We start from the raw sequence: 12,754 nt of genomic DNA, 5'->3' as shown, positions 1-12,754 counted from the left end.
GCGGGCCACGGCACGACCGCTCAGGGCAGCCAGTAGTCGACGAGCGACGCGCCGGTCACGTCGTGGGAGACGCCGCTCGCGATCGCCCACTGCGCCAGGGCGCGGCCGAGCGCCGCCATCGTGGGGAATCGATCCTCGGGGGCCTTCGACAGGCCCCGCGCCACGATCTCCCAGAGCCGCGGGTGCGCCTCGAAGGCGTCCGGGCGCGGCGGATCTGCGCGCAGCACGTCGTGCACGATGGAGATGCTGCCCGGCCCGCCGAACGGGCGCCGGCCGCTCACGAGCTCGTAGAGCACCACGCAGACGCTCCACACGTCGGAGCGCGCGCCTTCCTCCTGCCCGCCGCGCACCTGCTCGGGCGCCATGTAGGCCGGGCTCCCCACGAGCGCCTCCCGCCCGCCGCCCACCGCGCGCGTCGCCGTGAAGGCGATGCCGAAGTCGATCAGCTTGGGGACGGTCCTGCGGCCGTCGCGCACGAGCACGATGTTCGCCGGCTTCACGTCCCGGTGGACGACCCCCGCGGTGTGCGCGGCGCTGAGCGCGCCGATCACGGGCAGGAGCATCTGGACGCTGGAGATGGGCGACATCGGCCCCGCCTCGGCGAGCACCTGCGCGAGCGACCGGCCGTGGAGGAGCTCCATCACCACGAACGGCTCGCCCTCCTCCGTGGCGCTGAGGTCATAGATCCGCACCGCGGCGCGGTGCGACACCCGCGCCGTGGCCTGCGCCTCCCGGAGCAGCCGCGCGGCGGCCTCCGGGACAGGGCAGTCGCGACGGATGAGCTTCAGCGCGACGTCGAGGTCGAGGGCGAGATTCCGGGCCTTCCACACGGCGCCCATGCTCCCCTCTCCAATGAGCTCCATGAGGCGATAGCGCCCCGCCAGCACGTCGCCTGGGGCGTAGCGCCGCAGCGCAACGCTCGCCTCGTCCGCCACAGGAGGCGGCGCGTCGACGGCGGCCGGAAAGGCCGCGACCTGCGACAGGCCGGCCAGGCCGGCGCGCAGCGTGGCCGGCGGCGCGCTCGCCGGGGTCGGCAGGGTGTCCGCCGCCTCGAGGGGCGCGACATCGGCGCCATGACACCAGACCGAGCCAGACGGCCTCGACAGCTTGCCGGAAGTCCGGATGTCGACTGGCTCGAACGGAGGACGGTGCGCCACCGACAAGCGCGGAGACCGCGGTGAGCGGTACGCGCGCGGTGAAGCTCTGCCCCCACTTGCGGGGCGGGATCGATTCGACGCGGGTTCCATCGATGCGCCACGTGGCGTCGTGGAGCTGTCAGTTCGTCGGCTGTCCATGACCTTGTGCAGAAGGTATTAGCAAGGAACAGGCCGACAGAAACCGTCGCAAAACCGCCTCTTTCGCGCCCGCCGGGGCGCCGGGTGCGGGCTGGAGACCTCAGATCCCGCGCCGTTGACGGCTCTCCCCCTCAGATCAGCGGCGCGCCGCCCCGCGGGAGCGGCCCAGGACGTCGCGCCGCGGGCTCCGCAGGCGCAACGAGTCGACAGCGGCGCATTCCCTGCGCGCTGGCACACGGGCGGGCACAGCGGCGCCCGGTGTCAGCTCCCCTCGCCCCCGGCGGCGTACCCGGGGCCGGCCAGCACGCGAAGGGCGCGGTGCTCGACCGAGAACGAGATGGGCGCATTGCTCAGGAGCTCACCATCCACATTGAACCACATGCCCGGCTTCGCGGCGATCCGCACGCGGGAGGCGCGCCGGTGCATCACCTCGTCGCTCTCGAGGTAGTCGCCCGTGAGGAGGCGCGCCGCCACCGCGGCGAGATCGAGCAGCGAGGCATACCGGACGATCACCACGTCGAGCAGCCCGTCCTCCATGCTCGCCCCGGAGGCCACCTTGATCCCGCCCGCGCACGTTCTGCCGTTGGCGACGATCACGTTGAGCGCCTCGACGCGCTCGAACTCCTGATCATCCCAGGCGATCGTCGTCTCGTAGCCGGTGAGATCCGGCAGCACCTTCATGGCGCCGCGCACGTACGCGAGGGGCCCCCACGCGGACTTCATCTCGTCGGTCAGCGCCTCGTCCACCTGGCCGCTGAAGCCGCCGGCCGCGACGTTGAGGCAATACCGCGTCTGCCCCGCGCTCTCGACGTGGACGAGGTCCACCGCGCGCGTGAGCGCCTCGACGCGGCCCTCGTCGAGCAGCGCGAAGGCCTCGACCGGGTCGAACGGGACGCCGAGCGTGCGCGCCAGATCGTTGCCCGTGCCGAGCGGCACGAGGCCGAGCCGCGCGCGGTCGCGGTACGGGCCGAGCCCCTGGACGACCTCGTTGATCGTGCCGTCGCCCCCCGCCGCGACGACGATGTCCGCGCCCTCCTCGACAGCGGCCCCGGCGAGCTCGCGGGCGTGGCCCGGGCCCTCGGTCTGGATCAGCCGGACGTCGGGGCGCGCGGCGACGAGCTCGCGGAGCCGCGCCGACTGGGCGGCGTTGCCGGCGGCCGGATTGACGATGATCGAGGTGCGCACGATACTGCGATGCTAGCGCCCGGGACGCAGGCTGTCCCGCGCCAACGTCGTGGCCGCGCGGCCGCTTGTCGCCCGGGCCGCGGCCTCGCGGCCGCTTGTCGCCCGGGCCGCGGCCTGCGGCCGCTTCGGTCCTCAGCGGGCTGAGCCGGACGCGACGCGCCCCTTGAACGCGATCGGCACCTCGAGCGCCTCGGCCGCCTCGACGAGCAGGGCGTGCTCGCTCTCGTGGATCACGCCGTCGGCGGCGACGAGCCGCACCGCGAGCTCGATCGCGGCCTCGCGCATGCGCACGTCCGGCAGCTGGGCGCGGAGCGCCTCGAAGCGGCCGCGCCTGCCCTCCTCGCGCACCGAGCGCTCGATGACCGTGATGAGCGACTCGACGAAGTCCGCCCCGACGCGGCCCGCGCTCATCGCCGTCGCGTGCGCCGCGAGCTCCGCGCGCTCAGCCTCGTTGATGGATCCGTCGGCGTACGCGGCGAGAAACATGATCTCGACCATCGCGTGGAGCTTGCTGATCTCGAGGTGAGGGAAGGAAAGCTGCGTCTCGTCCATCATGAGATCCCGAGGCTAGCGTATCCCGGCCCCGCCGGACACGGCGCCCATGCCCGGCCGCTCGCTGGACCTGCTGGACGCGTGGGACGCGCTGGACGCGCGGCGCGCGTCGGACGCCAGATTGCACGGACCCGGCATCGGGCCGGCGCCCTGCCCGGCTTGCCCGCCTCGACGCGCTGCGCCCGCGAGCGCGCGGCGAAACTTCTCATCGAGCGCGGCGCCGGTTGGTGCTCAACTCCTCCCCGGGTCGATCCCTCCACCTCCGTCCTTCCACCCGAACCTCGGCCCTCCCCCCACCTCGACGCCCCGACCATGAGCTCCACCACCCCGACCGACCTCTTCCTCTCGCTGACCCCGCACAAGGTGATCGAGGCCGTCGAGGCCGCAGGCCTCTTCTGCAATCGCGTCTGCTATCCGCTGAACTCGTTCGAGAACCGCGTCTACGAGGTCGAGCTCGAGGACCGCACCCGCATCATCGCGAAGTTCTACAGGCCGGGGCGCTGGACGCGCGGCCAGATCCTGGAAGAGCACCGGTTCCTCGCCGAGCTCGCGGACGCCGAGATCCCCGTCTGCCCGACGCGCCCCTTCCCCGACGGCGAGACGCTGAAGCAGATCGATCACATCCAGTACTGCCTCTTCGAGCGCATGGGCGGCCGCGCCCCCGACGAGCTCGACGACGACCTGTTCACGCGCCTCGGCCGGCTCGCCGCCCGCATCCACAACGTGGGCGCGCAGAGGACCGCCGAGCACCGCGTCCGGCTCTCCGCCGACTCGTACGCGCGCGAGGACATCGGCTGGCTCGCCGAGCGAAAGGTCATCCCCGCCGCCGTCGCGCCGCGGTACCTTGCGGCCGCGCGCGCCGTCGCCGACGCGGCCGAGGAGCGCCTGCGCGGCGTCGACGTGCACCGCATCCACGGCGACCTCCACCCGGGCAACCTGCTGCTGCGCGACGGCGCGCTCCGCGTCCTCGACTTCGACGACATGGTCGTCGGCCCCGCCGTGCAGGACCTCTGGCTCCTCCTCCCCGGCCGCGACGCGACCGCCCGGCGGCAGCGCGAGCTCTTCGTCGACGCCTACGAGGAGCTCCGCCGCTTCGATCGCTCGACCCTCGGGCTGATCGAGCCGCTGCGCGGCCTGCGCCTGATCCACTACGCCGCCTGGATCGCACGGCGGTGGCACGACCCCATTTTCCCGAGGACTTTCCCGCACTTCGGGACCGAATCGTACTGGCGCGACGAGGCGAGCGCCCTCGAAGAAGTGATTCAGCTTACAAATTCAGGAGACGGCGGCGGCGCCGAGGGGGGCGCCGACGATCCGCCGCCGAGCGGCGGCAAGTACTTCTGGGACCTGAACTGATCGGCGCGCAGCCCGGGAGCCGCGCCCGGGAGCCGCCCGCGACCCGTGCGCGGCGCGCGGCGGTCGGGCGGCGTGCGCCTCTGAGCGCCCGCGGGCGCTCAGAGGCGCTTCAGCACCAGGATCAGCCGCCACGCGGCGGCGTGCTCGAACGGCACGTCGACGTTGAAGTCGCCGAGCGTCGCGACGAGCGAGAGCTCCGGCACCCGCTCCACGACGAGCCGCCAGCCGGCCAGATCCGGGATGTACCAGGCCGACTCCTGCCGGATCGACGAGAGCTCCCGCGGCGCGCCGCCGTTGCGCCGGGCCGAGCACACGACCTCGAGGCTCACGGGCACGACGCGATCGGGCGTCGCCCGCTCGATGTGGATGCGGAGCCGCGCGTCGATCGACTGCTCGCCGCGCACCTCGGTCCACTCGGTCCGGTTCACGCCCGACGGCGTGAGATCGGCCGGGTGGGTCGCCTCGATGACGTGGACGCCGCCCGGCAACAGCAGCGAGGCCGCGAGCCGGAGGTGGCGCTCGATCGCCGCCGGCGTGGCGAGCTGGTGGATCGCCGAGAGCGGCACGAACGAGAGATCGACCGGCGCGACGTCGGGGCGCTCGTCGAGGTCCGCGCGGCAGAAGCGGATGGCCGCGCCGGCGCCGCAGCCGCCCACGCCGGGCGCGCCGCGGGCGGCCGCCGTGCGCTCGGCGTAGGCGATCATCGCGGCGGAGCCGTCGGCGCCGGCGCAGCCGACGCCGAGCTCCGCGAACGCCCCGAGGTGCCGCGCGGGGCCGCAGGCCCACGAGAGAACGCGCTGCACCGGGCGGGCGCCGAAGCGGCGCGCGCACGCGAGCAGGAAATCGCGCTCCGCGGCGTAGTCGCGGAAGCCGAAGGCCGCGTCGTACAGCGCGGGCTCGCACGGCGCGGGCGCGGCGTCCGGCGACGGCGGCGCGGCCGGCGCTGCGGCGCGCGCCGCGCCGGCGGCCGGGGGCTCGGCCGCGGCGCGCGCCGGGGCGACCCGCCTCGTGTAGATGATGAGATCGTCGCCCGGCGCGTAGAAGTCGGCGATGACCGCCGCCCGCGTGAACTGCACGGCGTCGTAGAAGCGCACCGCCGCGCCGTGGCCCTCCCGGCTGCCCGTCTCCACGCGCACGAGGCCGCCGCCCTCGCGCGCGATCTCGGCCTCCATCGTGGAGACGAGCCCGCGCGCCACGCCCGAGCGCGCGAAATCGGGCGACGTCGCGATCCAGTAGAGGTCGTACGTGGACTGCGTCATCGGCGTGCGGCCGTAGCAGAGGTACCCCGCCAGCCGCGGGGCCTCGCCGCCGCGCGGCGCGCCGTGGAAGCTCAGCACGAAGCGATAACCGTCCGACGAGGGCTGGGCCAGCGTCGCGTCGACGAGCTCCAGCGCCACCGCGCGCTCGTCAGCGGTGAACGCCGGGAGCGCCTCGAGCAGCTCCGCGATGAGCGGCCGGTCTTCGGGGCGGAGTCCGCGCTGCGTGATCACGGCGCCTCGGGCGCGGCGGCGAGGGCGCCGCGGGCAGCGGATCGCACGGCGGCGGCGCGGCCGCGCGCCGGGGCGCGGCCCCGGGCGCGGAGCAGGTCGCCCTGGCGCGGGGCCCTGGCGAGCGCGGCGCGGAGGATCTCGCCGACGACGTCGGTATAGGAGAGGCCGGCGCGGGCCGCCGCGCGCGCGAAGCCGGCGTCCGGGGCGAGATCGCAGTTCGGGTTGACGTCGATGACGTAGGGCGTGCCGCGCTCGTCGAGCCGCACGTCGACGCGGCCGTAGTCGCGCAGCCCGAGGACCTCGAAGGCGCGGCGGCCGGCGGCGACGACCCGGCGCAGCTCGATCGGCCGCAGCACCGCCGCCGTGGAGGGCGTGCCGATCGACGCGGCCGTGTCGGGGCGCCACTTCGACTCGTACGTGACGACGTGCGGGTGCCCCTCGGGCAAGCCCTGGAAGGTGATCTCGCCGAGCGGCAGCACGCGCGGCGCGGGCCACCCGAGCAGCGAGACCGAGATCTCCCGCCCGCGCACGTAGCGCTGCACGACGACCGGCTGGCGGCACCGCGCGACGACAGCGGCGACCTGGTCTCGGAGCGCGGCGCGATCGTGGACGACCGAGCCGCGATCGATCCCGGTCGAGCCGTCCTCGCGCTCGGGCTTGACGATGGCCGGGAACGCGACGTCCGGGATGCGATCCGGGCCGTCGACGAGCACCGTCTCCGGCGTGCGCACGCCGGCGCGCGCGAGGATCCGGTTCGCCTCGGACTTGTGAAGGCAGCTGCGGAGCGCGACGTGGTCGCTGCCCGTGAAGCGGAGATCGAGCCCCGCGAGCAGCCACGCGCACATCACCTCGTGGCGGCTGTCGCCGTCGAGCGCCTCGCACAGGTTGAAGACAACGTCGGGGCGATGATCGCCGACGGCCGCGAGCACCTCGCTCGGCCGGAGCACGGGCCGGTGCGCCACGCGGACGCCGGGGGTCGCGGCGAGCGCCGCGAGGACGCTCTCTGCGACGGCCGCGCTGCCGTCCTCCCGGCCGAGCCGGAGCCGACCGCTCCCCACGCGCTCTGCCAGTGGCGGCTCGTCGAGCGCTTCCTCCGGGTCTCTGTTGGACAGGACAAGTATCCGGGGCTCAGGCACCGCGCGCCTCCGGGCCACAGCGCCGCGCGTCCGCGCGGGGGGAAAGAGCGCTCGACAGCGCCGAGCTCGGGGAGCGAGCCGCGACGCAGCTGTCCGAGCCGGATTGTGGAGAGGGCGCCTCGTCGGGGGACACGCGAAGGCGACGGAATCCGTCCATGCAAGTGGCGTCACTTCACCAGCTTGCCTGGCAATCGCAAGGGAGATTTGCGCTGTACGGGACGGAATTGGCACGACGGTGCGTCGTTGTCGCCACCGCGCCGCGTCGCATCCAGTCCGGCGCGAAATGCCCGCAGGCGAGCTCTTCTGCGCAACGGCGCCCAACGGCGCCCAAAGGAGCTTCCGACAGCGGACATCCGGTGGGCCAGCCGCCAATCCGGGCTTCCGTCGCGAGGGGATAGGCTGATTTGGAGGGGGTAAGGAGGGCGCCCGGCAGGGCGCGGGAGCGATCGTGAGGGGGTGGATCGCTGGAGAGGGCCGGGGCGCCAGAAAGGGCTTTCCTTTCCGGCGCCCTCGAGCCTTCGCGGTCAGGCGGCTTGCTGAGCGGCGCGCGGCCGTCGATCGGCCGGGAAGCAGGCCTCGATCTCGTCGCTGCCGAGCGTCTCCTTCCCGAGGAGCGCCTGGACGAGCGCCTCGATCTCGGCGCGCCGGGACTTCACGATGTCGACGGCGCGCGCGAGCTGCGCCTCGGTGAGCGCCCGCGCCGTCTCGTCGACGCGGTCGAGCAGCGCGGGGCTGCGCGAGGGGTGCCCGTCACCGACGCAGATCGGGCCGAGGTGGCTCATGCCGAGCTCCGCGACCATCTTCCACGCGATCGTCGCGGCGCGCTGGATGTCGTCCGAGGCGCCGGCCGTCATCGTCCCGAGGATGACCATCTCGGCGGCGCGGCCGCCCATCAGCATGCAGATCTGATCTTCGAGGTACTCCTTCCGGTACATCAGCCGATCCTTCTCGGGGAGCGCCTGGGTCACGCCGAGCGCGCGGCCGCGCGGGAGGATCGACACCTTGTGCACCGGATCGCAGTTCTTCGCGAGGAGCCCGACGGCGACGTGCCCGGCCTCGTGAACGGCCGTCGCGTAGCGCTCGTCCTCGTCGACGAGCACGCCCTTGCGCTCCAGGCCCATGAGCACCCGGTCGCGCGCGCGGTCGATGTGCGTCCCGTCGACCGCCTCGGCGCCCTCGCGGGCCGCGAGGATGGCCGCCTCGTTCAGCAGGTTCGCCAGGTCGGCGCCCGAGAAGCCCGGGGTGCTGCGGGCGATGTAGCCGAGGTCGACCTCGCCCTCGAGCGGGATGGGCCCGGCGTGGACGTTGAGGATCTCCTCGCGGCCGCGCACGTCGGGGAGCGGGACGGTGATCTTGCGATCGAACCGGCCCGGCCGGAGCAGCGCCGGATCGAGCATGTCGACGCGGTTCGTCGACGCGATGACGACGATGCCCGTCGCGTGATCGAACCCGTCCATCTCGACGAGGAGCTGGTTCAGCGTCTGGTCGTGCTCCGCGGAGGCGGAGTCGCCTTGCCCCTTGGCGCGGGCGCGGCCCACGGCGTCGATCTCGTCGATGAACACGATGCACGGGGCGGCCTTGCGCGCCTCGGCGAAGAGCGCGCGGACGCGGGAGGCGCCCACGCCGACGAACATCTCCTGGAAGCTCGAGCCCGACGCCGAGAGGAACCGCACGCCGGCCTCGCAGGCGACGGCGCGCGCGAGCAGCGTCTTGCCCGTCCCGGGCTCGCCCGTGAGCAGCACGCCGCGCGGGGGGCGGCCGCCGAGGCGCGCGAAGCGCTCGGGGCTCTTCAGGAACTCGACCGTCTCGGCGAGCTCCTGCTTGACCTCCTGCATGCCAGCGACGTCGGCGAAGCGGATCGGCGACCGCGAGACCCCCGCCTTGGCGTCGGAGAACATCTTCGGGCTGCGGCGCCGGCTCACCGAGTAGAGCGCGAACCCGACGGCGGCGAGGACCACCACCGGGAGCACCGCGGCCGCCGCGCGCGACTTCTCCTCGCGGGAGGCGAAGTCGACCGAGGCGCCGGCGCCCGCGAACCGGGAGACGAGCTCCTGCCTGAGCGTCGGCTCGTCGACGACGGCCGTCACGGCCACGCCGCCCGCCTGGCGCACGTAGAAGCGGTCACCGCTCACCTCGACCGAGGTCGCCTGCCCCGCCTGCGCGATCTGGAGGAGCTCGGTGTACGTGGCCGTTCGCTCCTGGGGGGCTGCGCGGACCGCGAGCCCGATCACCACCGCGAGCACCACCCCCATGATCCCGAGTACCCAAAGCCGGCGCCCTGAGGGCCCCAGCCGCTTACCCACCTGCAACAACCAGGAATTCACTGCTGCGCCACCTCACTACCCCGACGTCGGGCCGGAGCGGATCTCAGGTGTAGCAAGGATACGAACCTCAGGAAGTTCCTTCTGCGATCATTCTGAGCGGCCTGAGCACAGAATACTGCGAAAGGATGGTGGTGCCGCAAAACCGAGGTCGGAACGAAGCCGGAGAATGAGCATCGGTGTAACAAAAGTCGCCGGAACATCGATGAGCTCGCTGCGCCATGGGGCAACTGACGAGCTCGTCCCGTGATTGACGAGCTCGCCAAGCGGGCTGTCGGCCGCACGCGACCTCTCTGCAAACGCGCCGTCGCGGGGGAGCGCCGTCGGGGGACGGCTACGTGCCGGCGGGACGCGCGGCCGGCGCCGCGAGCGGCAGCGTGAAGCGGAATGTCGTCGTGGCCCCGGGGCAGCTCTCGACGGAGATGCTCCCGCCGTGGGCCTCGACGAGGCCCCGCGTGATGTAGAGGCCGAGGCCGACCCCGCGGGCGCGGCCCGGCCCGTTCCCGGGCGCGCGCCAGAAGCGCTTGAACAGGTGCGGGAGCATCGCCTCCGGGATGCCTTCGCCCCAGTTCGTGACGGCGATGTGCGCGCGGTCCGCCTCGGCGTGGACGGCGACGACGATGTCGCGCCCCGGCTCACCGTACCTGGCGGCGTTCGAGAGAAGGTTGGTGACGATCTGCTCGAGCCGCCCCGGGTCCGCCAGGACGGCGGGCACGTCGCCGCGCACCTCCAGGCGCACGCGGTGGCCCTCCGTCGCCGCGGCCGACCGCTCGAGGATCTCCCCGAGCTGCGCGCGGAGATCGACCGGGCGGGGCTCCAGCGTGAGCTGCTGCGCCTCGATGCGCGAGGCGTCGAGGAGGTCGTCGATCATGCGCCGCAGCCGGTCGACCGAGTCGTAGATCCTGCCGAGCTGCTTCTCGCCGTCCCCGGTGGGCAGCGCGCCGAGCCGGCGGCGCAGGAGGTGGCCCGCCGTCGCGATGACCTGGATCGGCTGGCGGAGGTCGTGCGCGACGACGCCGGTCCACTCCTGGCGCTGCCGCTCCAGCTCCTTGAGCGCCGAGATGTCCTGGAAGACGGCGACCGCCCCCTGGATCTCGCCGTCGTCCGAGCGCACCGGCGCGGCGTTGACGAGCACCGGGACGAAGGCGCGCTCGGCCTCGCACCAGAGCTGCCCCTCGACGCCCGTCACGACCTCGCCGCGGCAGAGCGCCCGGGTCATCGGGCGGTCGTGCCAGCCCACGGGCTCTCCCGACGGCGCTCGGTGGTCGAAGAGCGCCGCGTTGCCCCAGGGATCGCGCTCGCCCTCGCGGTGGATCGCGAAGCTCAGCGCGAGCCGGTTGCACGTGACGAGCCGCCCCTCCGCGTCGACGAGGAGCGCCGCCTCGGGCATCTGATCGAGGACCGCCTGGAGCCGCCGGCGCTCGCTCGCCTCGGAGCGGTAGACGGCCTCGATCTGCGCTCGGACCCGCCGCTCCGCCGCGTGGGCGCGCTCGAGCGCGGCCTCCATGGCCTTGCGGCGCCCGATGTCGCGGCAGATCGTGGAGAAGCCGATGACGCGCCCCGCGTCGTCCACGACGGTCGACACCGTGATCTCGACGTCGATGGTCTTCCCGTCCCTCGTCAGGCCCACGGTCTCGAAGTGCTCGAGGCGCTCGCCTCGGCGCAGGCGCTCGAGATTTTCCTCGACCTCGCCGGCGCGCTCGGGCGGGTACAGGACGGACACCTTGCGCCCGATCACCTCCCCGGCGCTGTGGCCGTGGAGGCGCTCGGCGGCCGGGTTCCAGCTCACGATCATCCCGTCGAGGTCGGTGCCGACGACGACGTCCTCCGAGGAGTGCGCGAGGGTCGCGAGGAAGGCGCGCGCCTCCTCGGCCCGGCGCCGCGCCTCGTCGAGGGCGTTCAGGTGCGCCGCGCTGCTCCAGAGCACGCTCGCGAGGAAGAGCGTCGTGGCGGCCGAGGCGAGCGAGAACGACGCGGCGATCGGGTAAGCGCCGAGATCCGCGCCGATCAAGAAGAGGCGGCCGAGGGCGATCGGGACGAGGACGACGAGGGGCAGCAGGCGCCGCAGCAGGACGCCTCCGGGCGCGCTGGCCGTCAGCGTGGCGAACGCGCCGCAGTCCGGCCGCGCCGTTAGGAGCCCGACCGCCAGCGCGAGCAGGGCGATCGCGGCGTGGAGCGGCATGCCGGTGAACGGGAACAGCGGCGGGAGCCCGTAGAAATAGCCGACGCCGAGCAGGTAGCCGGTCAGCACGGTCAGCGCGAGCGCCACGACGGCCAGCGCGCACGCGACCATGCGCCGGCAGGCGCGCGGCGTCTTCACGGGCAGCGAGAGGAGCGCCGCGCCGATCAGGGCGAGGCCGAGCGCCGTGTTCGGCGACGGCCTGCCGGGGAACCTGCTCGGAAAGTCGACCCGCGCGGGGAACAGCAGGAGATCGACGCCGAGATCCCACCCGGAGACGTACTGCACGAGGGGGACGAGGCCGAGCACCGCGACGGCGACGGCGCTCGCGTGCCCGAGCCGGCGGAGCGGCGCCCGGCGCCCCTCGCGGCCGAGCAGCCCGAGCGACAGGCCGGCGAGGACGAGGCCGAGCGCGGTGGTCGGCACCATGCTCGGCCAGCTGCGTGCGATCGAGATGAGCGCGGTCCTCCGCGTCGACCAGCCCAGCAGGCCCGCACCCCCCACGAGGATCGAGCAGGCCGCCCCGACGATGACGCCGAGCGGCGCGCGGCTCGACTGCCCGGTCGGCCCATCGTCCCCCATCACGGCCTCCCCCCTAGATAAGACGTATAGTAGCGAGTCAGGTCCCCTGCTGGTCGCGCGACGAGAAACGGGACCGCGCCGTCGAGCCCGGCCCGCTGCGATGAGAGCGCGATGAGAGGCGCGCTCAGCGGGGCGGCGCCCCGCGCGCCCCTGGCTCGCCGGGCGGGCGCGGGCGGACGTTCAGCCCTTGCGCCCGAAGATGGCCGCGTCGGCGGAGAACCGCCCGGGGCCGACGAGGAGCAGCGTGAGGGCGATGGAGAGGTAGACCGCCGCCGCCTCGTACGAGGCGGCGCCCATCGCGAAGAACGGATCGCCGCGCCCCACGTGCGTGAGGACCGCGACGGCCATGGTGGCGGCGATGCCGAGCGACGCGAGCGGCGTCAGGAGGCCGAGGATCCAGGCGAGGCCGCCGCCGACCTCGGCGAGCGCGGCGAGCGCCTGCAAGAAGCCCGGGACGGGCGCGGTGGGCCCCATCCAGCCGAAGGGGTTCTGGATCTTCCCCCAGCCGTGAAAGATGAACGCGATGCCGGTGACCACGCGAAGCGCGAGCAGCGCGGCCGACGCCGGGGCCGGCAAGTCGGTCACCCGCAGGAATCTCTTGAGCATGGGGATCACTCCTCTCGGCTCGGTAATTAAGGAAATACGTCTGGAGAAGCAA

At 73.6% G+C, this 12,754-nt stretch carries 9 protein-coding genes; 1 reads left to right on the top strand and 8 read right to left on the bottom strand.

Features of this window, described 5'->3' with window-relative positions:
* Positions 1–20: 20 nt before the first annotated feature.
* From WMF24_RS14180 to WMF24_RS14170, 3 genes are all read right to left on the bottom strand, one after another.
* The gene (locus WMF24_RS14180; protein ID WP_437736928.1) at positions 21–1,157 is read right to left on the bottom strand and encodes a serine/threonine-protein kinase; all 1,137 of its coding nucleotides are present in this window, start codon (positions 1,155–1,157) and stop codon (positions 21–23) included.
* A gap of 399 nt (positions 1,158–1,556) precedes the next feature.
* Positions 1,557–2,480: a diacylglycerol/lipid kinase family protein gene (locus WMF24_RS14175; RefSeq protein ID WP_437736927.1), complete on the bottom strand. Its 924-nt coding sequence runs from the start codon at positions 2,478–2,480 to the stop codon at positions 1,557–1,559.
* 132 nt (positions 2,481–2,612) lie between these two features.
* Positions 2,613–3,035, bottom strand: coding sequence for a TerB family tellurite resistance protein (locus tag WMF24_RS14170; RefSeq protein ID WP_437736926.1), 423 nt, complete (start codon positions 3,033–3,035; stop codon positions 2,613–2,615).
* 309 nt (positions 3,036–3,344) lie between these two features.
* Here WMF24_RS14170 and WMF24_RS14165 point away from each other — a divergent pair, with 309 nt between their 5' ends.
* On the top strand, positions 3,345–4,388 hold the full coding sequence (locus WMF24_RS14165; RefSeq protein WP_437736925.1) for a serine/threonine protein kinase: 1,044 nt from the start codon (positions 3,345–3,347) through the stop codon (positions 4,386–4,388).
* Positions 4,389–4,486: 98 nt separating this feature from the next.
* Here the strand turns inward: WMF24_RS14165 and WMF24_RS14160 are convergent, their stop codons facing one another.
* The 5 genes from WMF24_RS14160 to WMF24_RS14140 form a co-directional block, all read right to left on the bottom strand.
* Entirely contained in the window at positions 4,487–5,878 is a 1,392-nt protein-coding gene (locus WMF24_RS14160; protein ID WP_437736924.1) for a GNAT family N-acetyltransferase, read from the bottom strand.
* Positions 5,875–7,014: a D-alanine--D-alanine ligase family protein gene (locus WMF24_RS14155; RefSeq protein WP_437736923.1), complete on the bottom strand. Its 1,140-nt coding sequence runs from the start codon at positions 7,012–7,014 to the stop codon at positions 5,875–5,877. Before WMF24_RS14155 ends, WMF24_RS14160 begins: the two co-directional genes overlap by 4 nt.
* A 524-nt stretch (positions 7,015–7,538) precedes the next feature.
* Entirely contained in the window at positions 7,539–9,266 is a 1,728-nt protein-coding gene (ftsH, locus tag WMF24_RS14150) for an ATP-dependent zinc metalloprotease FtsH (protein ID WP_437736922.1), read from the bottom strand.
* Between the two features lie 403 nt (positions 9,267–9,669).
* Complete coding sequence (locus WMF24_RS14145) at positions 9,670–12,096, bottom strand: PAS domain-containing sensor histidine kinase (RefSeq protein ID WP_437738804.1); 2,427 nt, start codon at positions 12,094–12,096, stop codon at positions 9,670–9,672.
* A gap of 180 nt (positions 12,097–12,276) precedes the next feature.
* A complete protein-coding gene (locus WMF24_RS14140; protein WP_437736921.1) occupies positions 12,277–12,702 on the bottom strand; it encodes a DoxX family protein in 426 nt (141 codons plus the stop codon).
* Positions 12,703–12,754 lie beyond the last annotated feature (52 nt).

This window comes from Sorangium sp. So ce1335 (genome assembly GCF_051521615.1).
Classification (GTDB): domain Bacteria; phylum Myxococcota_A; class Polyangia; order Polyangiales; family Polyangiaceae; genus Sorangium.
The sequence above is the reverse complement of the archived record's forward strand: the minus strand, read 5'-3'. Positions and strand labels throughout refer to the sequence as shown.

Coding starts and splice junctions, on each gene's coding strand:
- WMF24_RS14170 (WP_437736926.1), bottom strand. CDS start 3,035: ATGATGGACGAGACGCAGCTTTCCTTCCCTCACCTCGAGATCAGCAAG.
- WMF24_RS14165 (WP_437736925.1), top strand. CDS start 3,345: ATGAGCTCCACCACCCCGACCGACCTCTTCCTCTCGCTGACCCCGCAC.
- ftsH (WP_437736922.1), bottom strand. CDS start 9,266: ATGGGGGTGGTGCTCGCGGTGGTGATCGGGCTCGCGGTCCGCGCAGCC.
- WMF24_RS14145 (WP_437738804.1), bottom strand. CDS start 12,096: ATGGGGGACGATGGGCCGACCGGGCAGTCGAGCCGCGCGCCGCTCGGC.
- WMF24_RS14140 (WP_437736921.1), bottom strand. CDS start 12,702: ATGCTCAAGAGATTCCTGCGGGTGACCGACTTGCCGGCCCCGGCGTCG.